General features: G+C 71.8%; 23 protein-coding genes. 20 read left to right on the forward strand and 3 right to left on the reverse strand.

Annotated features, from left to right (window positions below):
- Positions 1–173: 173 nt before the first annotated feature.
- The 18 genes from pgsA (at position 174) to ACTWPP_RS37605 (ending at position 18,711) form a co-directional block, all read left to right on the forward strand.
- Positions 174–797, forward strand: a complete 624-nt coding sequence (gene pgsA / locus ACTWPP_RS37520) for a phosphatidylinositol phosphate synthase (RefSeq protein ID WP_443109188.1) — start codon at positions 174–176, stop codon at positions 795–797.
- Positions 794–1,756: a phosphatidylinositol mannoside acyltransferase gene (locus tag ACTWPP_RS37525; protein ID WP_443109189.1), complete on the forward strand. Its 963-nt coding sequence runs from the start codon at positions 794–796 to the stop codon at positions 1,754–1,756. Before pgsA ends, ACTWPP_RS37525 begins: the two co-directional genes overlap by 4 nt.
- Positions 1,753–2,928 carry a glycosyltransferase family 4 protein gene (locus ACTWPP_RS37530; protein WP_443109190.1) on the forward strand — a complete coding sequence of 392 codons (1,176 nt, stop codon included), beginning with the start codon at positions 1,753–1,755 and terminating at the stop codon, positions 2,926–2,928. The genes ACTWPP_RS37525 and ACTWPP_RS37530 overlap by 4 nt, the downstream gene beginning before the upstream one ends.
- A 10-nt stretch (positions 2,929–2,938) precedes the next feature.
- The gene (locus tag ACTWPP_RS37535; protein WP_443109191.1) at positions 2,939–3,478 is read left to right on the forward strand and encodes a hypothetical protein; all 540 of its coding nucleotides are present in this window, start codon (positions 2,939–2,941) and stop codon (positions 3,476–3,478) included.
- Between the two features lie 108 nt (positions 3,479–3,586).
- Entirely contained in the window at positions 3,587–4,624 is a 1,038-nt protein-coding gene (locus ACTWPP_RS37540) for a DUF3048 domain-containing protein (RefSeq protein ID WP_443109192.1), read from the forward strand.
- Positions 4,625–4,759: 135 nt separating this feature from the next.
- Positions 4,760–5,683 (forward strand): pyridoxal 5'-phosphate synthase lyase subunit PdxS, encoded by a 924-nt coding sequence (gene pdxS / locus ACTWPP_RS37545; protein ID WP_443109193.1) that lies wholly within the window; start codon positions 4,760–4,762, stop codon positions 5,681–5,683.
- 143 nt (positions 5,684–5,826) lie between these two features.
- Complete coding sequence (locus ACTWPP_RS37550) at positions 5,827–6,441, forward strand: DUF6928 family protein (protein ID WP_443109194.1); 615 nt, start codon at positions 5,827–5,829, stop codon at positions 6,439–6,441.
- A gap of 127 nt (positions 6,442–6,568) precedes the next feature.
- Positions 6,569–7,186, forward strand: coding sequence for a pyridoxal 5'-phosphate synthase glutaminase subunit PdxT (pdxT, locus tag ACTWPP_RS37555; protein WP_443109195.1), 618 nt, complete (start codon positions 6,569–6,571; stop codon positions 7,184–7,186).
- A gap of 3 nt (positions 7,187–7,189) precedes the next feature.
- Positions 7,190–7,942, forward strand: coding sequence for a YebC/PmpR family DNA-binding transcriptional regulator (locus ACTWPP_RS37560; RefSeq protein ID WP_443109196.1), 753 nt, complete (start codon positions 7,190–7,192; stop codon positions 7,940–7,942).
- A 60-nt stretch (positions 7,943–8,002) separates the two neighbouring features.
- Positions 8,003–9,154, forward strand: a complete 1,152-nt coding sequence (locus tag ACTWPP_RS37565; protein WP_443109197.1) for a GNAT family N-acetyltransferase — start codon at positions 8,003–8,005, stop codon at positions 9,152–9,154.
- Between the two features lie 92 nt (positions 9,155–9,246).
- The gene (gene ruvC, locus ACTWPP_RS37570) at positions 9,247–9,837 is read left to right on the forward strand and encodes a crossover junction endodeoxyribonuclease RuvC (protein WP_443109198.1); all 591 of its coding nucleotides are present in this window, start codon (positions 9,247–9,249) and stop codon (positions 9,835–9,837) included.
- A complete protein-coding gene (gene ruvA / locus ACTWPP_RS37575) occupies positions 9,834–10,448 on the forward strand; it encodes a Holliday junction branch migration protein RuvA (RefSeq protein ID WP_443109199.1) in 615 nt (204 codons plus the stop codon). The genes ruvC and ruvA overlap by 4 nt, the downstream gene beginning before the upstream one ends.
- 124 nt (positions 10,449–10,572) lie before the next feature.
- Entirely contained in the window at positions 10,573–11,637 is a 1,065-nt protein-coding gene (ruvB, locus tag ACTWPP_RS37580; protein WP_443109200.1) for a Holliday junction branch migration DNA helicase RuvB, read from the forward strand.
- Positions 11,638–11,815: 178 nt separating this feature from the next.
- On the forward strand, positions 11,816–12,349 hold the full coding sequence (gene yajC / locus ACTWPP_RS37585; protein ID WP_443109201.1) for a preprotein translocase subunit YajC: 534 nt from the start codon (positions 11,816–11,818) through the stop codon (positions 12,347–12,349).
- Positions 12,350–12,451: 102 nt separating this feature from the next.
- Entirely contained in the window at positions 12,452–14,209 is a 1,758-nt protein-coding gene (gene secD, locus ACTWPP_RS37590; protein WP_443109202.1) for a protein translocase subunit SecD, read from the forward strand.
- A gap of 1 nt (position 14,210) precedes the next feature.
- Positions 14,211–15,374 carry a protein translocase subunit SecF gene (gene secF / locus ACTWPP_RS37595; RefSeq protein WP_443109203.1) on the forward strand — a complete coding sequence of 388 codons (1,164 nt, stop codon included), beginning with the start codon at positions 14,211–14,213 and terminating at the stop codon, positions 15,372–15,374.
- 8 nt (positions 15,375–15,382) lie between these two features.
- The gene (locus tag ACTWPP_RS37600) at positions 15,383–15,907 is read left to right on the forward strand and encodes an adenine phosphoribosyltransferase (protein WP_443109204.1); all 525 of its coding nucleotides are present in this window, start codon (positions 15,383–15,385) and stop codon (positions 15,905–15,907) included.
- A gap of 629 nt (positions 15,908–16,536) precedes the next feature.
- Positions 16,537–18,711, forward strand: a complete 2,175-nt coding sequence (locus ACTWPP_RS37605) for a RelA/SpoT family protein (RefSeq protein WP_443109246.1) — start codon at positions 16,537–16,539, stop codon at positions 18,709–18,711.
- A 22-nt stretch (positions 18,712–18,733) separates the two neighbouring features.
- On the opposite strand, the gene aspS is transcribed toward ACTWPP_RS37605, so the two are convergent.
- From aspS to ACTWPP_RS37620, 3 genes are read right to left on the reverse strand one after another with little or no spacing between them, the layout of a single operon-like run.
- Positions 18,734–20,530 carry an aspartate--tRNA ligase gene (gene aspS / locus ACTWPP_RS37610; RefSeq protein ID WP_443109205.1) on the reverse strand — a complete coding sequence of 599 codons (1,797 nt, stop codon included), beginning with the start codon at positions 20,528–20,530 and terminating at the stop codon, positions 18,734–18,736.
- Positions 20,527–21,807 (reverse strand): histidine--tRNA ligase, encoded by a 1,281-nt coding sequence (gene hisS, locus ACTWPP_RS37615; protein WP_443109206.1) that lies wholly within the window; start codon positions 21,805–21,807, stop codon positions 20,527–20,529. The genes aspS and hisS overlap by 4 nt, the downstream gene beginning before the upstream one ends.
- 12 nt (positions 21,808–21,819) lie before the next feature.
- On the reverse strand, positions 21,820–22,560 hold the full coding sequence (locus tag ACTWPP_RS37620) for an MBL fold metallo-hydrolase (protein ID WP_443109207.1): 741 nt from the start codon (positions 22,558–22,560) through the stop codon (positions 21,820–21,822).
- Positions 22,561–22,768: 208 nt separating this feature from the next.
- Here ACTWPP_RS37620 and ACTWPP_RS37625 point away from each other — a divergent pair, with 208 nt between their 5' ends.
- Together ACTWPP_RS37625 and ACTWPP_RS37630 are read left to right on the forward strand one after the other, a co-directional pair.
- Entirely contained in the window at positions 22,769–23,554 is a 786-nt protein-coding gene (locus ACTWPP_RS37625) for a peptidylprolyl isomerase (protein ID WP_443109208.1), read from the forward strand.
- Between the two features lie 73 nt (positions 23,555–23,627).
- A complete protein-coding gene (locus ACTWPP_RS37630; RefSeq protein WP_443109209.1) occupies positions 23,628–24,863 on the forward strand; it encodes a DUF349 domain-containing protein in 1,236 nt (411 codons plus the stop codon).
- Positions 24,864–24,900: the final 37 nt, after the last annotated feature.

Here is a 24,900-nt window from a genome sequence, read left to right on the forward strand (position 1 = left end):
CGTGACGCGCGGGACCACAAGGGGTGAAGGGCAATCAACCGTGATCTGTCCGCGGCGCACGCCGCCCAAACCCGCCCTGACCACCCTGTGCGCGGCATCCGCACTACGATGGGCGCGCTGCGGCGGCCCGGCCCCCGGGGGGCCTTCTCCCCGAGACACGAGAACGGACGGCGATGCTCAACAAGATCAGGCCCGTGCTGGGGCGCGTCCTCACCCCGGTCGGACAGGCGGTCGCGCGGACCGGGGTGTCGCCCAACGCCATCACCGTCATCGGGACGCTGGGCGTCGCCGCCGGCGCGCTCGTGCTGTTCCCGCGCGGCGAGTTCTTCTGGGGCACGCTCGTCATCACGGCGTTCGTGCTGTTCGACATGCTGGACGGCGCGGTGGCCCGGGTCACCGGGAAGATCTCCAAGTTCGGCGCGTTCCTGGACTCCACGATGGACCGGGTCGCCGACGCCGCGATCTTCGCCGGGCTGATGATCGGGCTGTACCGGGGCGGGCAGGAGACGCTCGCCGGAGTCGCCCTGTACTGCCTGGTCGCCGGGGTCGTGGTGTCCTACGCCAAGGCCCGCGCCGAGGGGCTCGGCTACACCTGCGACGTCGGCATCGCCGAACGCGCGGAGCGCCTCATCGTCGCCCTCGTCGCCGCCGGCCTCGACGGCCTCGGCGTCCCCTACATCCTCGCCGTCGCGCTGTGGGTCCTCGCCGGGCTGAGCACCGTCACGGTCGGGCAGCGGTTCGCCACCGTCCACGCCCAGGCGAAGGAGGGCGCCGCCGCCCCGGAGCCGCGCCCATGAGCGCACCCCGCCCGCCGGGGGACGGCGCGGACCGCACATCGCCGCGCGGCCCCGACCGCCTGTCGCTGCGCGATGAAGTGACCGACGCCGCGTACGCGGCGGGCTGGACCGTGGTCCGCAAGATGCCCGAGCCGGCGGCCCGGCTGGCGTTCACCGCCCTCGCCGACCGCACCTGGCACCGCTACGGCACCGGCGTCCGGCAACTGGAGAAGAACCTGTGCCGCGTCCTCGGCAAGGACGCCGTCGACGACGAGGTCCGCATCCTCAGCAAGAAGGTGCTGCGCTCCTACTTCCGCTACTGGCTGGAGGTTTTCCGGCTGCCCGAGTACAGCCGGGCGCGGATCGTCGGCCGGATGCGGGTGACCGGCGAGAAGAAGATCTTCAACAACCTCGACGCCGGCCGCGGCGTCATCCTCGCCCTTCCCCACATGGGCAACTACGAGCACGCCGGCGCATGGCTGGTGCACTGCGGGTACCCGTTCACCACTGTCGCGGAACGGCTCAAGCCCGAGTCGCTGTTCGACCGGTTCGTCGAATTCCGGCAGGGGCTCGGCATGGAGGTCCTCGCCCACAAGGGCGCCTCCGCGTACGGGCGGATGGCCCAGCGGCTCCGCGCGGGCCGGCCGGTGTGCCTGGTCGTCGACCGCGACCTGACCGAGAGCGGCATCGACGTCGAATTCTTCGGCGCCACCGCCCGGATGCCCGCCGTCTCCGCCGCGCTGGCGATCCAGACCGGTGCCGCCCTCATTCCCGTGACACTCTGGTATGAGGGCGAGTACTGGGCGGCGCGCGTCCACGACGAGATACCGGTCCCGGGCGAGGGCGGCAGACAGGAGAAGATCCAGGCCATGACCCAGGAGCTCGCGCACGTCTTCGAGGCGGGCATCGCCGCCCACCCCGAGGACTGGCACATGCTGCAGAAGGTCTGGTTGGACGACCTGGCGGACGGCGGCCCATGAAGGTCGGCATCGTCTGCCCCTACACCTGGGACGTCCCGGGCGGCGTCCAGCAGCACATCGGCGACCTCGCCGAGGCGCTGATCGCCCTCGGCCACCACGTGTCGGTGATCACCCCCGCGGACGACGACGCGGACCTTCCGCCCTACGTCGTGTCGGCCGGACGCGCCGTCCCCGTCCCCTACAACGGCTCGGTGGCCCGGCTGGCGTTCGGGTTCCTGTCGGCGGGCCGCGTCCGGCGCTGGATCAACGAGGGCGGCTTCGACGTCCTGCACGTCCACGAGCCCGCCGCGCCCTCCCTGGGGCTCCTCGCCTGCTGGGCCGCGGACGGGCCGATCGTCGGCACCTTCCACGCGTCCTACGAGAAGTCGCGCATGGTGTCGGTGACCGCGCCGATCCTGCAGAGCGCCCTGGAGAAGATCACCGGCCGGATCGCGGTGTCCGAGGCGGCCCGCACCACGCTCGTCGAGCACCTCGGCGGCGACGCCGTGCTGATCCCCAACGGCGTCGCGACCGAGCGGTACGCCATGGCCGACCCGCTGCCCGGCTGGCCGGGGCGCGCCGCGTCGGTCGGAGGCGTCCCGCGCGGACCCGGCGACGGCGGCGCCCTCGGGTTCCTCGGGCGGATGGACGAACCCCGCAAGGGCCTGCACGTGCTGCTGCGCGCCTTCGAGATCCTCGGCCGGCGGCGGCCCGGCCTGCGGCTGCTGCTCGCCGGGCCCGGCGACGCCGACGACGCGGTGGCGCGGGTCTCGCCCGGCCTGCGCGACCGCGTCGTCGTCCTCGGCCTGGTCAGCGAGCAGGACAAGGTCCGCGCCTACCACTCGGTGGACGTGTTCGTCGCGCCCAACCTCGGCGGCGAGAGCTTCGGAATCGTGCTCGCCGAGGCGATGTCGGCGGGCGCCCCCATCCTGGCCAGCGACATCGAGGCGTTCGACCGGGTGCTGCGCGGCGGGCGCGCCGGGGCGCTGTTCCCCGCCGGCGACCACGAGGCCCTCGCGGCGGCGGCCGGCGAACTGCTCGACGACCCGGCCCGGCGCAAGCAGCTGTCGGCGGAGGCCCGCGCCGCCGTCCGCGACTACGACTGGTCGTCGGTGGCCCGCGACGTCCTGCGGGTGTACGAGACCGTCGCCTTCGCCGGCGCCGGCGTCGTCGAATCCGGCCTCGGCGCCTAGGAGACCCCGGATGTACGACTGGATCATCGACGTCCTGTTCTGGATCGCCGTCGTCTTCCTCGCCGGCGTGTACGTGTCGTGGCGCGCCACCCGGCTCGACCGGCTGCACGTCCGCGTCGAGACCGCCCGCGCCGCGCTGGACGCCGCGCTGGTCAGGCGGGCCGCCGCCGCGCTGGAGCTGGCCGCGTCCCGGCTGCTGGACCCGGCCGCCAGCCTGGTCCTCGCCACCGCCGCGCACGAGGCCCGCACCGCCGACGCCGACAACCGCGAGTTCGCCGAGAGCGACCTGTCCCGGGCGCTGCGCGCCGTCGTCGACCAGCCCGAGTTCGTCGGCACGCTCACCGCCGGCGGCGCCGGCGAGGGCAAGGCGGTGCTGGACGAGCTGTCCTCGTCCGCCGCGAAGGTCGCCTACGCCCGCCGTTTCTACAACGACGCCGTCTCCCAGGCCAGGATCGCCCGCCGCAAGCTCCTCATCCGGATCCTGCCGCTCGCCGGCCGCGCCCCGCTCCCTGACTTCTTCGAGATCGACGACGACCCGCCCGGGATCTGACCGCCCCCGAATTGATCACTTTCCGGCCGCGCGGCCGTACCGCTGAGCGGGCGGGCGCATCCGTCCGCGTTCGCTACCCTCTGGCAGAAGGTAAAGGGAGGGTTCATCGTGCGATCCGCCTGGGACACCACCGGCAGGGGCCGTGCGGCCGCAGGTCTCGGGGCCCTCGTCATCGGCGTCAGCCTGTCGGCCTGCTCGGATTCGGAAGGCCCGGAGACGGCGCCGCCGCCGCGCAGCACGGGCGGACCCCAGCGGACCGAGCCGCCGCCCCCGCCCCCGACGCACCCGTTCACCGGCGAGCGGAAGGGCCTGGACAACCCCGTCCTCGCCGTCAAGATCGAGAACACCAGGCCCGCGCTCCCGCAGAGCGGGGTGAAGGCGGCCGACATCGTCTACGTCGAGCAGGTCGAGGGCGGCGAGACCCGGCTGATGGCGGTGTACTCGTCCGAGCTGCCGAAACGGGTCGGGCCCGTCCGCAGCGCCCGCATCTCCGACCTGCACATCCTGCCGCAGTTCGGCCGGCCCGCCTTCGCGTTCTCCGGCGTCCAGAGCAAGATGAAGAAGTACGTCCGCGAGGCGCCGGTCTACGACCTCTCCCAGCAGAACGCCGGAGGCGCCTACTTCCGGTCCGGGAGCAAGCCCATCCCGTACAACCTCTACGCCGACCCGAAGGACCTGCTGAAGAAGGCGCCCAAGGCCGCCAAGCCCCGCGACATCGGCTTCCGCTTCGGCGACGCCCCGCCCGGCGGCGAGCCCACGAAGTCCTTCACCGCGCGGTGGCCGTCCGCCAGCATGGGGTTCACCTGGTCGAAGAAGCAGGAGCGGTGGCTCGCCAGCTTCGGCGGGCGGCCCGACCGCGCCGCCGAGGGCGGGCGTCTCGGCGGCCGGACGATCGTCGTCCAGTACGCCGAGACCACCCGGTCGAAGTTCCACGACTTCCTCGGCAGCTACACGCCGCTGATCGACACCACCGGCACCGGACGGGCCCTCGTCCTGCGCGACGGGAAGTCCTACAAGGCCAAGTGGTCGCGGCCGTCCGAGAAGGAGGGGACCACCTTCACCACGGCCGGGGGCGAGCCGATGACCTTCGCCCCCGGGCAGGTCTGGGTGGTCCTCGTCAACGACGGCAAGCCCTACATTCCGTAGGCGCGGCCCCCCCGGCCGCCACGTCAACCGCCACTTTGTAAGCGTGGCCCGCCGCGCATTGACACTGTGGCGGGTCGAGAGGTCCCACGAGCAGGCAATACCATGGAAAGGACTTATCGTCCGTCCACGTGAGGAATGCCCGTGTCCACTTCCAGTCCCGCCCCCGAGAACGCCGCGCCCGAGACCGGGACCGCCCGCGTCAAGCGCGGCATGGCGGAGATGCTCAAGGGCGGCGTGATTATGGACGTCGTCACGCCCGATCAGGCGAAGATCGCCGAAGACGCGGGCGCGGTCGCCGTCATGGCCCTGGAGCGGGTGCCCGCAGACATCCGCGCCGAGGGCGGCATCTCCCGGATGAGCGACCCCGACATGATCGACGAGATCATCTCCGCGGTCTCCATCCCGGTGATGGCCAAGGCCCGCATCGGCCACTTCGTCGAGGCGCAGGTGCTGCAGGCCCTCGGCGTCGACTACGTCGACGAGTCGGAGGTGCTCACCCCGGCCGACTACGACAACCACATCGACAAGTGGGCGTTCACCGTCCCGTTCGTCTGCGGCGCCACCAGCCTCGGCGAGGCGCTGCGCCGCATCACCGAGGGTGCGGCGATGATCCGCTCCAAGGGCGAGGCCGGCACCGGCGACGTGTCCAACGCCACCACGCACATGCGCCAGATCAGGCAGCAGATCCGCAGGCTGCGGTCCCTGCCCGAGGACGAGCTGTACGTCGCCGCCAAGGAGCTGCAGGCCCCCTACGAGCTGGTCAAGGAGGTCGCGTCCGCCGGCAGGCTGCCCGTCGTGCTGTTCACCGCCGGCGGCATCGCCACCCCGGCCGACGCCGCCATGATGATGCAGCTCGGCGCCGAGGGGGTCTTCGTCGGCTCCGGGATCTTCAAGTCCGGCAACCCGGCGCAGCGCGCCGAGGCCATCGTCAAGGCCACCACCTTCCACGACGACCCCGGCGTCCTCGCCAAGGTGTCCCGCGGCCTCGGCGAGGCCATGGTCGGCATCAACGCCGCCGTCCTCGGCGAGGACGAGAAGTTCGCCGGCCGCGGCTGGTGACGCGGGCGGGCCGGTGAGGACGGCGTCGCGATAAACGGGCCGTCCCCACTCCACACCGCGCCCTTACAGGGTTTACGCTGGCGGCGCGGCCGGTGAGGGGCACGCGGGCCCCTGGGCGGTGCCCGGCCGCGGGAGGGGAGAGCATGGCTTGGTCGGTCGCGCTGGCGTGCGCGAGCGCGGGTGAACCCACCGAGGTGTTCCGGCCGGGCCTGGTGCCCGATCCGGACGCCGCCGCGACGATCGCGCGCGGCCTTTACCCGGCGGACACCCTGACGGAGACCGGTGACACGGTGCTGGACTTCGCGCTCTGGCCCTACGAGGACGAGTTGTTCGTCGGGGCGTTCGAACGGGCGCTCCTCCTGTGCGACCGAAGGCTGTTCTGCCTCGACGACGACGCCCGCCGCATCGCCGACACCGCGGCGGCGGCGCTGCCCGGCTCGCACTGCGGCGTCCTCGTCCTGCACACCGTCATCCGCGGCTGCTGGTTCCGGTGGTACGAGTCCGGGGAGCTGCTCCGCGACGTGTTCGTCACCGCCGAGGACGGCGTCGTCGTCGACCAGGGCGAGCGGCTCCCGGCCGAGCGGCCGTTCTGGCGGGCCATCGACGCCGGCGCGGCCGACGTCCCGCTGCCGTTCGACCCGGAGGAGTTCGGGCTCGCGCTCGCCGAGGAGCACATGTTCGGCCGCGGCATCGCCGACCGCGGCAAGGACGGGTTCCTGCCGCTGGAGCTTCCGCTGCGCCGGTTCAAGCACGTCTGAACGAGGCGCCTGACCGGGTTCCGGGGGGCGTCCCCCGGAATGATCCCGGGAAGGTCGGCGAGGTCCGGGGGCGTTGTAGTGAACATCTAGGCTTGAACGACCCAGCGAACCCCCGGAAGGTTCTTACGTGACCGCTGTGCCGACGATCGGTGTCCTGGCCCTGCAAGGTGACGTGCGCGAGCACGCGACGGCCTTGGAGGCGGCCGGGGCGCGCACCCTGAACGTGCGCCGCCCCGAGGAGCTGGAGCGGGTCGACGGCCTCGTCCTGCCCGGCGGGGAGTCCACCACCATGTGGCGGCTGGCGCGCTCGTTCGAGCTGCTGGAGCCGCTGCGCAAGCGGATCGAGGCGGGGCTGCCCGTCTACGGCTCCTGCGCCGGGATGATCATGCTGGCGGACCGGATCCGGGACGGCGTGGCGGGCCAGGAGACGGTCGGCGGGATCGACATGACCGTGCGGCGCAACGCCTTCGGCAGGCAGGTCGACTCGTTCGAGTCCGACGTCCCGCTGACCGGTATGGGGGACACGCCGTACCACGCCGTTTTCATCCGCGCGCCCTGGGTGGAGTCCGTCGGTGACGCCGTCGAGATCCTCGGACGCGCCGAGGGCGGCCCGAACGCCGGTAGGATCGTCGCCGTCCGCCAGGGGCGCCTCATGGCGACCGCGTTCCATCCGGAGTTGACAGGCGATTTCCGCGTGCACCACTACTTCGCCGATCTGGTGCGCCGGACGACAGAGGAGGAGTGACAGATGTCCGGCCATTCCAAGTGGGCGACGACCAAGCACAAGAAGGCGGCCCTCGACGCCAAGCGGGGCAAGCTCTTCGCCAAGCTGATCAAGAACATCGAGGTGGCGGCGCGCACCGGCGGCGGCGACCCGGACGCCAACCCGACCCTCTACGACGCCATCTACAAGGCGAAGAAGAACTCCGTCCCCAACGACAACATCGAGCGCGCGCGCAAGCGCGGCGCCGGCGAGGAGGCCGGGGGCGCGGACTGGCAGAACATCACCTACGAGGGCTACGCCCCGGGCGGTGTCGCCGTCCTCATCGAGTGCCTGACCGACAACCGCAACCGCGCGGCCTCCGAGGTCCGCGTCGCCCTCACCCGCAACGGCGGCTCCCTCGCCGACCCCGGCTCGGTCTCCTACATGTTCAACCGCAAGGGCGTCGTGATCGTCCCCAAGGGCGGCACCAGCGAGGACGACGTGATGCTCGCCGTCCTGGACGCCGGCGCCGAGGAGGTCAACGAGCTCGACGAGGAGAACTTCGAGGTCGTCAGCGAGGCGGGCGACCTCGTCGCGGTCCGCAGCGCGCTCGTGGACGCCGGGATCGACTACGAGTCGGCCGAGAGCAAGTTCCTGCCGACCGTCACCGTCCCCCTGGACGAGGACAACGCCAAGAAGGTCTTCCGTCTCCTGGACGCCCTCGAAGACTCCGACGACGTCCAGGACGTCTACGCGAACTTCGACGTCTCGGACGACGTCCTGGCCACCTTGGACTGAGCCCGCGGCGCCCCCGTACCGGGCGAGGCCGCGACGCGGGCATGGCATACGGTCTGGATCATGGAGATCCGGGCGCTCGGCGCAGATGAGCGGGACACCGTTCGCGACAACGGGGCACGCGCCTTCGGGCCGATGCCGGACGAGGCGTGGGAGCGCAGCGCCGAGGCCGCCCGGCCGACGTGGGAGGCCGGGCGGTGGTTCGCCGGGTTCGACGGCGGCGGGATCGTCGCCTCGGGCGCCCTGCACGACATGACGCAGTGGTGGCACGGGCGGGCCGTGTCCATGGCGGGCGTCGGCGGGGTCACCGTCGCGCCCGAGGAGCGCGGCCGGGGGCTCGGCCGCCGGCTGATGACCGATCTGCTGGACCGGTGCGCCGAGTTCGGGCACCCGCTGGCGATGCTGTATCCCGCGACGACGCGGATCTACCGGTCGCTCGGCTGGGAGCACGCGGGCGCCCAGCACCACATCGACCTGCCGGCGGAGGCGCTGCGCACGATCGCCGCCGAACGGGTGCCCGTCCGCAGGGCGGGGCCCGAGGATGCCGCGGAGGTGGCGGCCGTCATCGGCCGCGTGCACGCGCAGGCACGCGACAGCGGCCCCGTCGGATGGGGCGAGGCGAGGTGGCGGGGCCTGCTCGCGCAGCGAGACGACTACGCCTACCTGGCCGAGGACGGGTTCCTCTCCTACCGCTGGGCGGAAGGGAACACCGGGCTCGAGGTCTCCCGGCTCGTCGCGTCCTCCGAGCGGACGCTCCGGGCGCTGTGGGCCATCGTCGGGACGGGCTCGTCGACCGCCAAGACCGTCCGCGCGTGCGTTTCCCCGCTGGACCCGGTCCTGTGGCTGCCGCGCGAACGCGAGCACGAGATCGTCCACCGGACCCAGTGGATGCTGCGGGTCGTGGACGCCCCCGCCGCGATCGGGACGCGCGGCTACCCGCCCGGAGTGACCGCCGGGGCGCCCCTGCTGATCGACGACCCGCAGCGTCCCGCGAACTCCGGCCACTGGCGGCTGGAGATCGAGGGCGGGGAGGGGCGCCTGGAGCCGTCCGCCGGCGCCGGCGACCCCGTGCGGCTCGGTCCCCGCGGCCTGTCGGCGCTCTACGCGGGCGTCCCGGTCTCCACGCTGCGCCGCTCAGGCCTGCTCCAGGGCGGGGACGCGGAAGCGCTGTCACCCGCGTTCGCGGCCACGCCCTTCTCGTTGGACTACTTCTAGGGGATTACTTCAAGGACACGCCGCCGCACCCTCCACGATGCGAGGCCCGATTGATAGCGTTGGCGGCCGAACAGGTGATCGAAGGAGTGGTCTTGCGGGTGATGGGGGTGGACCCCGGGCTCACCCGGTGCGGGGTGGGGGTCGTCGAGGGCGCCCCGGGCAAACGGCTCCACCTGGTGCACGTGTCCGTCGTGCGGACCGCGCCCGACGACGACATCGCCCTGCGCCTGCTGGGCATCGAGTCGGGAATCGAGTCGCTGATGGACGAGTTCCGTCCCGACGCCGTCGCCGTCGAGCGCGTGTTCTCCCAGCACAACGTCCGCACCGTGATGGGCACCGCGCAGGCGGCCGGGGTCGCGATGCTGGTGGCGGCCCGCCGCGGCCTGCCCGTCGCGCTGCACACCCCGAGCGAGGCCAAGGCCGCCGTCACCGGGAACGGACGCGCCGACAAGGCCCAGGTGACCACGATGGTGACCCGGCTGCTGTCCCTGGAAGCGGCCCCGAAGCCGGCGGACGCGGCCGACGCGCTCGCGCTGGCCATCTGCCACGTGTGGCGCGGGGGAGCGCAGCGGCGGCTCGCCACGGCCCAGCGGTCGCGGGTCGAGGAGGCGGCCAGGGCCGAACGCGAACGCCTCGCCGCCCGGACGAGCACCGCCCGGAACAGAGGAGGAACCGTCCAGTGATCGCCTTCGTCAGCGGCCGGGTGGCCGCCGCCGGACCCGACGGCGCGGTGATCGACGTGCACGGCGTCGGCCTGGCGGTGCAGTGCACCCCCGCCACCCTGGCCGGGCTGCGGGTCGGCGACCAGGCGAAGGTGCCGACCTCCCTCGTCGTCCGCGAGGACTCCCTCACCCTGTTCGGGTTCGCCGACGACGACGAGCGCACGGTGTTCGAGATGCTGCAGACGGCCAGCGGGGTGGGGCCCAAGCTCGCGCTGGCGATGCTCGCCGTCCACACGCCCGACGCGCTGCGCCATGCCGTGGCGAGCGAGGACCTCACCGCCCTCACCAGGGTCCCCGGCATCGGCAAGAAGGGGGCCCAGCGCATCGTCCTGGAGCTCAGGGACCGCCTCGGCGGCCCGGTCGGGGACGGCGGCGGCGTCCGCGCGCCCGCCCGCGCCGAGCCGTGGCGCGAGCAGGTCCAGATGGGCCTGATCAACCTGGGCTGGTCCGCCAAGGACGCCGACGCCGCCGTGGACGCCGTCGCCGCCGACCTCGCCACCGGGACGGACGGCGCCGAGGCGCCCCCGGTCGCGGCCCTCCTGAAGTCCGCCCTGAAGAAGCTGAGCAAATGAGCGGAGCGAGCGGCCGCGCGGCGGCCGGGCCGAGGAGCGCGAGGAGCGCGGGGAGCTTGCGACCGGAGCGACGAGGGAGGCGGTCGCGTAGAGCGGCCGCTCGCCGCCGAGCGGAGGTGAGGCGATGAGCGACCCCGAACGGCTGGTGTCGGCGGAGGCCGACGGGGCCGAGGAGCAGCGGATCGAGGCCGCGCTGCGGCCCAGGAAGCTGGACGACTTCGTCGGGCAGGAGCGGGTGCGCGAGCAGCTCTCCCTGGTGCTGCAGAGCGCGCTGCGGCGCGGCCGGACGCCCGATCACGTGCTGCTGTCGGGCGGGCCGGGCCTCGGCAAGACCACCCTCGCCATGATCATCGCCGGGGAGCTGGGGCAGCCGCTGCGGATCTCCTCCGGGCCGGCCATCGAACGGGCCGGCGACCTCGCGGCCGTGCTGTCCACGCTCGCCGAGGGGGAGGTGCTGTTCCTGGACGAGATCCACCGGCTGGCGCGGCCCGCCGAGGAGATGCTCTACATGGCGATGGAGGACTTCCGCGTCGACGTCGTCGTCGGCAAGGGCCCGGGCGCGACCGCGATCCCCCTGGACATCGCGCCGTTCACGCTGGTCGGCGCCACCACCCGGGCCGGGATGCTGCCCGGCCCGCTCCGCGACAGGTTCGGGTTCGTCGCGCACATGGACTTCTACGAGCCCGCCGAGCTGGAGATCATCGTCCGGCGGTCCGCGGCGCTGCTGGACGTGGAGATCGGCGGCGACGCCGCCGCCGAGATCGCCGGCCGGTCCCGGGGCACCCCCCGCATCGCCAACCGGCTGCTGCGCCGCGTCCGCGACTACGCCGAGGTGCGCGCCGACGGGACCGTCACGCTGGAATCAGCGCGGGCCGCGCTGGCGTTGTACGAGGTGGACGAACGGGGCCTGGACCGGCTCGACCGCGCCGTCCTGGAGTCGCTGATGCGCAAGTTCGGCGGCGGCCCCGTGGGGTTGTCGACGCTGGCCGTGTCGGTGGGGGAGGAACCCGAGACCGTGGAGGTCGTCGCCGAGCCGTTCCTCGTCAGGCAGGGCCTGCTGGCGAGGACGCCGCGGGGGCGGATCGCCACCGCGGCCGCGTGGGCGCATCTGGGGCTCGCGCAGCCGCCGACGGCGCCGATGGCGGGAACGCTGTTCGACGTCGACGGAGACGCCGGCCGGCCCGAATAGTGATCATCTGATAACGGGTTGGGAACTTCCCGGCGTCGCCGGTCGTCGCGTCGTTGCCGGGGTCTCGCGTACTCTCTAGACTCCGGGACTTGGTTCACCGTCTCCAGCCGGCGGTCCCGTTGCACATGACCGGTCCGGTCACAGGCTGGGCAAACGACATCGGAAGGATGCCCCAGTAATGGGCGGCGACATGATTATCGCGGCGGATTCGGGCGGCAGCGGGGCCTTCAACCTGCTCCTGCTCCTCGCCATTCCCCTGGTCTTCTACTTCCTGCTCATCCGGCCGCAGAGCAAGCGCCGGAAAGAGCAGCTGAACATGCAGAACGCCATTGAACCCGGAGTGCGGGTGCTGACGACCAGCGGCATGCGCGCGACCGTCGTGGAGGTCGACGACGACGGCATCGTCATGGAGATCGCGGACGGCGTCGAGGTTCGCTTCGTCAAGCAGGCCGTCATGCAGGTCCTCAAGGACGAGCCCGAGGACCTCGACGACGAGCACGATGACGATGACGACGACGAGGACGAGGGCGGCGACCGCGTCGACCTCTCCAAGGACGGCGACGCCGACGACGAGGCGGCGGACGAGGACGACTCGGACGAGGACGGCCCGGACGAGTCCGCCGAGGCGGAGGAGCCCGCCGAGGCGGAGGAGCCCGAGTCCAAGCCCGGCAAGAGGCTGAAGGTGAAGACGGCGAACAAGTCCACCGGCTGATCCCTTCTCCGGCCACGATTCAAGACGGGAAGTAACCGATCAGTGGCTCCGCCCGAGAACGCCCCCAGGCCTGGGCGCACCCTCCTCGCACTCTTCGGAATCATGGTCGTGCTGGCCGGCGTGGCGGTCTGGCAGGGGCAGACGACTCCCAAGCTGGGGCTCGACCTCGCGGGCGGGACGACGGTGACGCTCACCGCCGAGACCGCTGACGGCGGCGATCCCCCGGCCGAGCAGATGGACCAGGCCGTCAAGATCATGACCCAGCGGGTCAACGGCCTGGGGGTGTCGGACGCCGAGGTCACCGAGCAGGGCAGCGGCAACATCGTGGTGAACGTGCCCGGTGCGGGGCAGAGCCGCGTCGTCGGCCTGATCGGCACCACGGCGAAGCTGCAGTTCCGGCAGGTGTTCGCCCTTGCCGACGGTCGGCCGTCGACGGGGGCGGCGGCGTCCCCGTCCGCCGGCCCGGGAGGTCGGGACAAGGGGAACGGGAACGGCGACGGCGCGAAGCCGTCGCCGTCTTCGTCTGCGGCCCCGTCCGGCTCGGCCACCCCCTCGGCGTCGTCCACCCCCCGTGGGAGGGCGCTGTCGGGGGCGCTGACGGCCCCGACGCCGAACCCGTCTGGCCCGGCCCCGTCGGCCGCCCCGTCGGGGCCGCCGCCGGCGTCGCTCCCGGCGGGGCTGCCGTCCGGCCAGCCGGTCCCCGGGCAGAACTATGCCGGCGTGACCGACAAGGCCGTCATCAAGCAGTTCGAGGCGCTCGACTGCTACGCCGGCGACCGGCGCGCCGAAGGGTCCGGCGACCCGGGCCGCAAGTTCGTCGCCGCCTGCGACCAGGACGAGGAGAACGGCCAGGTCGCCAAGTACATTCTCGGGCCCGTGCGGGTGCTGGGCGAGAGCGTCGACGACGCCGCGGCGATGCCGCCGAACGCGCAGCAGGGCCAGCCGAGCTGGTCGGTCTCGCTGGAGTTCGACGGCACGGGCGCCCGCCAGTTCGGCGAGGTCACCACCGAGGCGTCCGCCGCCTACCAGCAGAGCCCCACGTCGCCGCGCGCGCAGGTCGCGATCGTCCTCGACGGGCAGGTCGTCTCGGCGCCCAGCATCAACAAGGGCGCGATCACCGGCGGCACCGCCAGCATCGACGGCCCGCCCGGCAGCTTCGACCAGCAGTACGCCACCGACCTCGCCAACGTGCTCAAGTACGGGGCGCTGCCGCTGGAGTTCACGCAGAGCTCCATCGACGAGGTGTCGTCCACGCTCGGCTCCGACCAGCTGACCGGCGGGCTGATCGCCGGCGCGATCGGCCTCGGCCTGGTCGTGCTCTACTGCATGTTCTACTACCGGGGCCTCGGCCTGGTGGCGGTGTCCAGCCTGCTCGTCGCGTCGGCGGTCACCTACCTGGCGGTCGTCGTCCTCGGTGAGGGGATGGGCTTCCGGCTGTCGCTGCCGCACGTCATCGGCCTGATCGTGTCCATCGGCATCACCGCCGACTCGTTCATCGTCTACTTCGAGCGGCTGCGCGACGAGCTCCGTGCCGGCCGCAAGCTGCGGCCGTCGGTCGAGACGGCCTGGAAACGGGCGCGGCGCACCATCCTGGTCGCCGACGCCGTGACGTTCCTGGCCGCGCTGGTGCTGTATTTCCTCGCGGTCGGCGGCGTGGCCGGGTTCGCGTTCGCGATGGGCCTGACGACGCTCATCGACGTCATCGTGGTGTTCTTCTTCACCAAGCCGCTGATCGCGCTGCTGTCGAACACGCGGTTCTACGGCCGGGGGCACCCGCTTTCCGGGCTCGACCCGAAACGCCTGCAGCGCGCGGCGCGCAAGCCGTCCGCCACCGCCCGCAAGACGAGCCAGGAGGCCTGAGATGGGGTCGCGCGCGGTCGTCTCCAGGATCTACCGGGGCGAGATCAGCGCCGACATCGTCGGCAGGCCGAAGATCTGGTACTCGATCTCCGGGCTGCTGCTGGCGGTGTCGGTCGCGGGCCTGCTCGTCCAGGGGCTCAACTTCGGCGTCGAGTTCAAGGGCGGCTCGGTCTTCACCTTCAAGGCCCCCGCCGCCTCGATCGAGGACGTGCGCGGCGCCGTCCACGACGGCGGCGCCCACCAGGTGATCGTGCAGAAGGCCGGGGACGACTGGCGGGCCACGACCGAGAGCCTGTCCTCGGCCGAGGTCACGGAGGTCAAGTCGAGCGTCGCCGCGGCACTGGGAGTGTCCGCGGACACGGTCAGCACCCAGGTCGTCGGCGCCTCGTGGGGCGGCGAGATCCAGAAGAAGGCGTGGCAGGCGCTGCTCGTCTTCATGATCTTGATCATCGGCTATCTGTCGCTGGCGTTCGAGTGGCGGATGGCCATTGCCGCCGTGGTCGCGCTGGTCCACGACCTGGTCATCACGGCGGGCGTGTACGCCTGGTCCGGCTTCGAGGTCACGCCGGCCACCCTGCTCGGCTTCCTGACGATCCTCGGCTACTCGCTGTACGACGCGGTCGTCGTCTTCGACATGATCAAGGAGGTCACCAGGCCGCTCGGCCCGACCTCCAAGACCACCTACAGCGAGGCCGCCAACCGGGCGCTCAGCAACACGCTCGTCCGCTCGCTGAACACCTCGCTGGTGGCGATCCTGCCGGTCGGCGCCATCCTGTTCATCGGCACCACGCTGTTCGGCGCGGGCACGCTGAAGGACCTGTCGCTCGCCCTGTTCGTCGGCATGATCGTGGGTACCTACTCCTCGATCTGCGTGGCGACGCCGCTGCTCGTCCAGCTCAAGGAGCGCGAGCCGAAGTACAAGCAGATCCGGGCCAACATCGCCCGCCGTGAGCAGAGCGCCAAGCGGCAGTCCAGGAAGACCACCAAGGTGAAGGCCGCGGCGGGGGCGCCCGGGGACGAGCCGCCGGACGACGCCGGCGACACCGGCCCGGGCGACGACGCCGGCGACCTCGGCGGTACAGTCACCGTCCGTAAGGTGGTGCAGACCGGGCCGCGGCGGCAACCCAGGCGCGCGACCCGGCAGCGACGGCGCGGCGGCAGGTAGGAGCGAACGTGGACCTCGGCAAGCTGATCCAGGAGCGGATCCGCGACGTGGACGACTATCCCAAGCCCGGGGTGGTCTTCAAGGACATCACGCCCCTGCTGGCCGACCATGTCGCGTTCGCCGGCGTGGTGGACGCGATCGTCAACCATCACGGCCGCGGCACCATCGACAAGATCGTCGGAATCGAGGCGCGTGGATTCATCCTCGCCGCTCCCGTGGCCTACCACTTCGGCGCGGGGTTCGTCCCGGTGCGCAAAAAGGGGAAGCTGCCGTCGCGGACGAACGAGGAGACCTATGATCTCGAGTACGGGACCGAGACGATCGAGATCCATCTCGACGCGCTCGAACCCGGTGACCGGGTGCTGATCGTCGACGACGTCCTGGCCACCGGGGGGACGGCCAGGGCCGCCGCCGAACTCGTCCGCCGGGGCGGGGCCGAGGTCGCCGGGCTGTCGGTCCTCCTCGAACTGTCGTTCCTGCACGGACGCGGCAAACTGGGGAATCTGGACGTCCATTCGCTGGTTACGGTCTAGTAGGAAATGGGTGCCGGATACACTGGCGCCATCAGGGTCCGGTGGGGACGGGCGCATCCCGCGGGGAGCGGGCGGTGCGCCCGGAGGACTAAGGAGGCTGGGTGCCCGGTGAGGTGGTATCGACCGACGCGGTGAACGACGCCGCCGCGGGCCCCGAGGCGCAGGAGACCCCGGGGGAACGCGGTGTGCGGGCCGCGGCCGCCGCGCCGCCGCGCCGCGCCTCACGGCCTTCACCACCGCCCGGCCGGCCCGCCGCCGAACCGCCGGAGCCGCCCCCCGAACGGTCCGCGGCGCCCGCGGAGAAACCGGGGACGCCCGGCCCGCCCGCGCAGGACTCTCCCGAACCGGCTCCCACCGCTCAGGCCCCCGAAGAGCAGGCCCTTGAAGAGCTTGAAGAGCAGGCCCATGAGCAGCGGGGCCCCGAAGATCGGGGCCCTCGAGAGCGGGCCCCCCGAGAGCAGGCCCCGCCCGCCGCAGGACCCGGCTCCGCCCGGCCCGCCGGCCCCCCTGAGCCCGCAGACACCCCCGAGCCCGCCGTTCCGTCCAGGCCCACGCCGGCCACGATTCCACCGTCTGCCGCCCGGGTGCGCCGTAGGCTCGCCAGGTTGGGCGCCCAGCGCGGCCCCGCTATGAACCCGGTACTAGAACCACTGATCAAGACGGTCCGCAACACCCACCCCAAGGCGGACCTCCGGCTCATCGAGCGCGCTTACGACGTCGCCGCTCACTACCACCGCCACCAGAAGCGCAAGAGCGGCGACCCGTACATCACGCATCCGCTCGCCGTCGCCACCATCCTCGCCGAACTCGGCATGAACACCGAGACGCTCTGCGCGGCGCTGCTGCACGACACCGTCGAGGACACCCCCTACACCCTCGAGCAGCTCGGGACCGACTTCGGCGACGAGATCGCCGCCCTCGTCGACGGCGTCACCAAGCTCGACAAGGTCAAGTACGGGGAGGCCGCCGAGGCCGAGACCGTCCGCAAGATGGTCGTGGCGATGTCCCGCGACATCCGCGTCCTGGTGATCAAGCTCGGCGACCGGCTGCACAATATGCGCACGCTGCGCTACATGCCGCGGCACAAGCAGGAGAAGAAGGCCCGCGAGACCCTCGAGGTGTTCGCGCCGCTCGCGCACCGCCTCGGGATGAACACGCTGAAGTGGGAGCTGGAGGACCTCGCGTTCGCCACGATGTACCCCAAGCGGTTCGACGAGATCGCCCGGCTGGTGTCCGAGCGCGCCCCGCGCCGCGACGTCTACCTGCAGGAAGTGATCGAGTACGTCTCCACCGACCTGCGCGAGGCCCGGATCAAGGCCACCGTCACCGGCCGGCCGAAGCACTACTACTCGATCTACCAGAAGATGATCGCGCGGGACGTCAGCTTCGACGACATCTACGACCTGGTCGGCATCCGGGTCCTCGTCGACAGCGTCCGCGACTGCTACGCCGCCCTCGGCTCGATCCACGCGCGGTGGAACCCGGTCCCCGGCCGGTTCAAGGACTACATCGCGATGCCGAAGTTCAACATGTACCAGTCGCTGCACACCACGGTGATCGGCCCCGAGGGCAAGCCCGTCGAGCTGCAGATCCGCACCTGGGGCATGCACCGCCGCGCCGAGTACGGCGTCGCCGCGCACTGGAAGTACAAGGAGGAGACGGTCGGCGGCCGCAAGGCCGGTGACATGCAGTGGCTCCGCCAGCTCCTCGACTGGCAGAAGGAGACCGCCGACCCGGCGGAGTTCCTGGAGTCGCTGCGCTTCGACCTGTCGGTCTCCGAGGTGTTCGTGTTCACCCCGAAGGGCGACGTGATCGCGCTGCCTCAGGGCGCGACCCCCGTCGACTTCGCGTACGCGATCCACACCGAGGTCGGGCACCGATGTATCGGCGCCCGTGTGAACGGGCGACTCGTCCCCCTCGAATCGACCCTCGACAACGGCGACACCGTCGAGGTCTTCACCTCCAAGTCGCAGGACGCCGGCCCGAGCCGCGACTGGCTCGGCTTCGTCAAGAGCGCCCGCGCCCGCAACAAGATCAAGCACTGGTTCTCCAAGGAGCGCCGCGACACCGCGATCGAGTCCGGCAAGGACGCCATCGCCCGCGCGATGCGCAAGCAGAACATGCCGCTGCAGCGGATGATGTCCGGGGAGGCGCTGCTCGCCCTCGCCCGCGACATGCGCTACCCGGACGTGTCGTCGCTGTACGCGGCGGTCGGCGAGAGCCAGGTCTCCGCGCAGCACGTCGTCCAGCGGCTCGTGGACGCCCTCGGCGGTGTGGAGAGCGCCGAGGAGGACCTCGCCGAGATCGCGCTGCCGACCCGCCGCAAGCGGAGCCGGCCTGCGGGCGACCCGGGCGTCGTCGTCGCGGACGACCCCGACGTGTGGGTGCGGCTGTCGCGCTGCTGTACGCCCGTGCCGGGCGACGACATCGTCGGGTTCGTGACGCGCGGCCACGGCGTGTCCGTGCACCGCGCCGACTGCTCCAACGTCGAGAGCCTGAAGTCGCAGCCCGACCGGCTGATCGACGTGAAATGGTCCCCGGGGGAGGACTCGGTCTTCCTGGTCGCCATCCAGGTGGAGGCGCTCGACCGTCCCCGGCTGCTGTCGGACGTGACCCGCGTGCTGTCCGACCAGCACGTCAACATCCTGTCGGCGTCGGTCACCACGACCCGCGACCGTGTCGCCGTCAGCCGCTTCACGTTCGAGATGGGCGACCCGAAGCACCTCGGCCACGTCCTGAAGGCCGTCCGCTCCATCGACGGCGTGTACGACGTCTACCGGGTGACCAGCGGCGCCACCCGGTAAGGGGCGGCGCCGCCTTCCCCGCTCAGCTTTCGCCGGGCTCTTCCCCGCCCTTGTCCTCGGGGTCCACGTCGACACCGGCCTCCGCGCGCTGCTGCGGCGTGATCGGCGTAGGCGCGGCGGTCAGCGGGTCGTACCCGGACGCGGCCTTCGGGAAGGCGATCACGTCGCGGATCGAGTCCTGCCGGGCCAGGAGCATCACCATCCGGTCCCAGCCGAACGCGATGCCGCCGTGCGGGGGCGGGCCGAACTTGAACGCCTCCAGCAGGAACCCGAACTTGGACTCGGCCTCCGCCTTCGACAGGCCCAGCACGTCGAACACCCGCTGCTGCATCTCCGCGCGGTGGATGCGGATGGACCCGCCGCCGATCTCCGTGCCGTTCAGGACGAGGTCGTAGGCGTTGGCGAGCGAACCGCCCGGGTCGTCCTGGAAGGTGCCGGCGAACTCCGGCTTCGGCGCGGTGAACGGGTGGTGGACGGCGGTCCAGCCGATCTGCTCGCCGTTGCCGTCCTCGACGGGCTCGAAGACCGGCGCGTCGACGACCCACACGAACTTCCACGCCGTCTCGTCGATCAGTTCCCGGCGGCGGCCGATCTCCAGCCGGGCGGCGCCGAGCAGTTCCTGCGTCGCGTGCCGCCTCCCGGCCCCGAAGAAGATCGCGTCGCCGGCGCCGGCGCCGGCCGCGGCGGCCAGCCCCTCCTTCTCGGTGTCGGACAGGTTCTTGGCGACCGGGCCGCCGAGCGTCCCGTCGTCCTGGACGAGCACGTACGCGAGGCCGCGGGCGCCGCGCGCCTTCGCCCAGTCCTGCCAGCCGTCCAGCTCCTTGCGGGTCTGGGACGCGCCGCCCGGCATGACGACCGCGCCGACGTACGGGGCCCGGAACACGCGGAACGGCGTGCCGGCGAAGTACTCGGTCATGTCGGTCAGCTCAAGACCGAACCGGAGGTCGGGCTTGTCGGAGCCGTACCGTGCCATCGCGTCGGCGTAGGTGAGGTGGGGGATCGGCCGGGGGACGTCGTACCCGGCGACGTCCTTCCACAGCCGGGCGACGAGGTCCTCGCCGACCTGCAGGACGTCCTCCTGGTCGGCGAACGACATCTCGATGTCGATCTGGGTGAACTCCGGCTGCCGGTCGGCGCGGAAGTCCTCGTCGCGGTAGCAGCGGGCGATCTGGTAGTAGCGCTCCAGCCCGCCGACCATGAGCAGCTGCTTGAACAGCTGCGGCGACTGCGGCAGCGCGTACCAGTGGCCCGGCTGGAGCCGGACGGGGACCAGGAAGTCGCGGGCGCCCTCGGGCGTCGACCGGGTCAGCGTCGGTGTCTCGACGTTGACGAAGCCGTGCTCGCGCATCACCTCGTGCGTCAGGAACGACGCCTCGGACCGGATCTTCATGGCCCGCGCGACGGCGTCGCGGCGCAGGTCGAGGTACCGGTACTTGAGCCGGATCTCCTCGTTGACGTTGACGTCGCCCTCGATGGGGAACGGCAGCGGCGCCGCGTCCGACAGGATCTCGATCTCGGCGGCGGCGACCTCGATGTCCCCGGTCGGCAGCTCCGGGTTCTCGTTGCCCTCCGGCCGGACGCGGACCTCCCCGACGACCTTGACGCAGAACTCGGCGCGCAGGTCGTGGGCCCTGCCCATGACACCGCCCGACCCCATCTCCTCCTCGCGGAACACGACCTGCGCGGTCCCGGACGCGTCGCGCAGGTCGATGAACGTGACGCCGCCGTGGTCGCGGCGGCGGCCGACCCAGCCGGCCAGCGTGACCTGCTGCCCGGCGTGCTCCTTGCGGAGCGTCCCCGCCTCGTGCGTGCGGATCATTTGGAGAGCCTTTCCTTCAACGTCGTGACGATGCCGGTGAGCGGGACGGCTGTCTGCTCGCCCTCGGCCAGATCCTTGACCTGGGCGACGCCGTCCGCGATATCTCGCTCCCCGAGGATCACGGCGTAGCGGGCACCCGAGCGGTCCGCGTCCTTCATGGCGCCCTTCAGCCGCTTTCCACCGAACGCCATGTCCGCGGCGACCCCGGCCCGGCGCAGCTCGTCGACCAGCGCGAACATCCGGCGCTCGGCGGCGTCGCCGAGCGCCACCCCGAACGCCTCGCAGCGGGGCCCGGTCGTGAACGCGGCGGCGCCGTCCTCCTGCGACTCGGCCTCCAGCGCGAGGACGGTGCGGTCCAGGCCGAGCCCGAAGCCGATGCCGGGCAGCGGCGGGCCGCCGATGTCCTCCGACAGCCCGTCGTAGCGGCCGCCGCCGCCGATGCCGGACTGGGCGCCGAGCAGCGGGTGATCGAACTCGTAGGTCGTCCGGGTGTAGTAGTCCAGGCCGCGGACGAGGGTGGGGGTGTCCTCCGACGGAATCCCGAGATCGCCCAGCAGTTCGCGGACCCGGCCGTGGTAGGCCTTGCAGGCCGGGCACAGGTGGTCGGCCATCAGCGGGGCGTCCGCGATCTGGGCCTTCACGCGCGGGCGCTTGTCGTCCAGCACCCGCAGCGGATTGATCTCGACGCGGGCGCGGGTGTCGTCGTCCAGGTCCAGGCCGCGCAGGAAGTCCTGCAGCAGGGCGCGGTAGGCCGGGCGGCACTCCTTGCAGCCGAGCGAGTTCAGCAGCAGCCGCACCCGGGTCAGCCCGAGCGACCGGTACCAGTTCCACGCGATCGCGATCGTCTCCGCGTCGACCTGCGGGTCCTCGGTGCCGATCGCCTCCAGGTCGAGCTGGTAGAACTGCCGGTAGCGGCCCTGCTGGGGGCGTTCGGCGCGGAACGCGGGCCCGGTCGTCCACACCTTCGCCGGCAGCGGGCCCTTGTGGAGGTTGTGCTCCAGCACCGACCGCAGCACCGAGGCGGTGAACTCGGGACGCAGCGTCAGCGACCGGCCGCCCCGGTCCTCGAACGTGTACATCTCCTTGGACACCACGTCGGTGGACTCCCCGACGCCCCGCCTGAACAGGTTGGTGTCCTCGAAGACGGCCAGCTCCAGGTAGCCGTAACCGGCCAGCCTCGCCTGCTCGGCGAACGCCTCCCGGATGGCGTAGAAGAGGTCCGCGCGCGGCGGGACGTATTCACTGACCCCCTTGGGGGCCCGGAAGCTCGAACTCATGATCTTTTAGGCTCAGAATCCCTTGCCGGGGCCGTCCGCGGGAGCCCCCGAGTCACTCAGGGGGGAGGACCCCTCTGACCCCCCCGGCGAAAGCTCGGTGAGGAACGGGTTGGTGGCGCGCTCGCGGCCGATTGTGGTCTGCGTCCCGTGGCCGGGCAGGACGGCCGTCTCGTCGGGCATGGTGAGGCACACCCTGGACAGGCTCGTGAGGATCTCCTCGTAGGATCCGCCCGGCAGGTCGGTGCGCCCGATGGACCCCGCGAACAGCAGGTCCCCGGTGAACATCACGTCCGGGATCTCCTGCGTCCTCGGTGTCCGGAACGTCACCGACCCGGGCGTATGGCCGGGCGCGTGGTCGACGGTGAAGCTCAGCCCGGCCAGCTTCAGCGCCGCCCCGTCGGCCAGTTCCTCGACGTCGTCCGGCTCGGACAGCTCCAGGCCCCCGAACAGCTGCTGCCCGGCGCCCAGCGACAGTCCCTTCGCCGGATCGGTGAGCAGGTCGCGGTCGTCCGGATGGATGTAGGCGGGCACGTCCTTGGCGCCGCAGACGGGGGCCACCGACCAGACATGATCGATATGACCGTGCGTCAGAAGCACCGCGACCGGCTTCAGCCGGTGCTCGCGCAGGATCTCCTCGATCCCGGCCTCGGCGTCCTGGCCGGGGTCGATGATGACGCACTCCTCACCCGCGGCGGGCGCCACGACATAGCAGTTCGCGGCGAAAGATCCAGCGGGGAACCCGGCGACGAGCACGGTCGTCCTTCCTTCGAACCATCTCGGGTGGGCTTGTCCGAGGGTACCGGCGCGGCCGCGGCCACCGCGAACGAGATAGCGGTCGCCGTGTCGCCCGCCGGGCGCGCTGCGGACGGGAAAGCGCTCCCTGAAAGCGGAGACGCGTTCACTCCCGGGGACCGCTACTATGCGCTGCACGTTCACCTGATCACACCGGAGGAGCAGCCACGTGGCGGGGAAGGACCGCAAGAAGCAGCTCGCGCGGCAACGTTACGAGCGGCAGGAGCAGCGGCGGGCCCAGGAGGCGGCGAAGGCGCGCCGGCTCAAGATCATAGGCTCGGCCGCCGCGGTGGCCGCCATCGTCGTCGGCGGCGCCGCGATCGTCGCGTTCACCGGCAAGGACGACGAGTCCGACGCGGCGGACGCGAAGGCGTCCGCGACGCCGCAGGCCGAGCCGGGGGAGTGCGCCTACAAGCCGGCGTCGGTGCCCGGGGCCCCCAAGGACCTCGGGACACCGCCCGTCAAGCCGGCTCACAAGGGCACGGTGAAGGCGACCGTCAAGACCAACCACGGTGAGGTCGTGATGGAGCTGGACGGCGAGAACGCGCCCTGCACCGTCAACTCCTTCGCGTTCCTGGCCGAGAAGAACTTCTACGACAAGAGCGAGTGCCACCGGCTCACCAGCGGCGGACTCAACGTCCTGCAGTGCGGCGACCCCACGGGCAAGGGCACGGGCGGCCCGGGCTACCAGTTCGCCAACGAGAACACCGAAGGCGCCAAGTACACGGCGGGCACGCTCGCCATGGCGCACAGCAGGCTCCCGGACTCCAACGGCAGCCAGTTCTTCATGGTGTACAAGGACTCGGAGCTCCCTCCCGACTACACCGTGTTCGGAAAGATCACCAAGGGGCTGGACGTGGTGAAGGAGATCGCCGGGGGCGGCTCGGACCCCAAGGGCGACGGCGCGCCCAAGAAGAAGGTCACGATCCAGGACGTCTCGATCGCCGGGAAATAGGCGAACGGGATACTAAGGTGTGGAGGGTCCGGTGGCTTCGAGCACATTCGGACCCGCGATTCAGGAGGCAAGGGTGTCCAGCGCGACCGATCCCTGGGGCCGGGTGGACGAGGACGGCACCGTGTATGTCACGACGTCCGAGGGCGAGCGGGTCGTCGGATCCTGGCAGGCCGGCGCCCCCGAAGAGGCCCTGGCCTACTTCAAGCGCAAGTACGACGCGCTCGTCACCGAGATCGGCCTGCTCGAACAGCGGATACGCACCACCGACCTGCAGCCCGCCCAGGCGCAGCAGAGCATCGACCGGCTCCGCGAGGCCGTCGCCGGGGCGCACGCCGTCGGCGACCTCGACTCCCTCGGGCGGCGCCTCGACACCCTCACCGAGCAGGTCGGGCGGCGCCGCGAGGAGGTCAAGGCCCAGCGCGAGCAGCACCGCCACGAGGCCCGCGAGATCAAGGAGCGGATCGTCGCCGAGGCCGAGCGGATCGCCGTCGAGGAGACCCACTGGAAGAACGGCGGCGAGCGCCTGCGCCAGCTCGTCGAGGAGTGGAAGGCCGCCGACCGCATCGACCGGCCCACCGAGACCGCCCTGTGGAAGCGGCTGTCGGCCGCCCGCAACGCCTTCACCAAGCGCCGCAAGGTCTACTTCGCCACCCTGGACGACCAGCGCGAGGAGTCCCGCAGGGAGAAGGAGCGCCTCGTCGCCGAGGCCGAGGCGATGTCGGGCTCCACCGACTGGGGCGAGACGGCCGCCGCCTACCGCGACCTGATGCGCCGCTGGAAGATGGCCGGCCGCGCCTCCCGGGACGCCGAGGAAGACCTCTGGGCCCGCTTCAAAGGAGCCCAGGACACCTTCTTCCAGGCCCGCAGCGCCGCGTTCGCCGAACGCGACGCCGAGTTCCGCGGGAACGCCGAGGAGAAGGAGAAGATCCTCGCCGAGGCCGAGCGGCTGCTGCCCGTCCGGGACGTCCGGCAGGCCAGGCAGGCGCTGCGCGCCGTCCAGGAACGCTGGGAGGCCGCCGGCATGGTCCCCCGCGACCAGCGCGACCGCCTCGAAGGCCGGCTCCGCAAGATCGAGGAGACCGTCCGCGCCGCCGAGGAGAACGAGTGGCGCCGCACCAACCCCGAGGCCCGCGCCCGCGCCGAGGCCACCGTCGACCAGCTGCGCACCTCCATCGAGCAGCTGGAGAAGCGCCTCACCAAGGCACGCGACAACGGCCGCGAAAAAGAGATCAAGGAAACCGAGGAAGCCCTCACCGCCCGCCGGGCCTGGCTCGAAGAGGCCGAACGCACCCTCGCCGAATTCTCGTGAACTCCAACTCCCAGGGGCCGTGTCAGCCCAGGACGGG

Origin of the sequence: Actinomadura sp. 3N407, from assembly GCF_052245875.1 — a bacterium.
Taxonomy (GTDB): domain Bacteria; phylum Actinomycetota; class Actinomycetes; order Streptosporangiales; family Streptosporangiaceae; genus Spirillospora.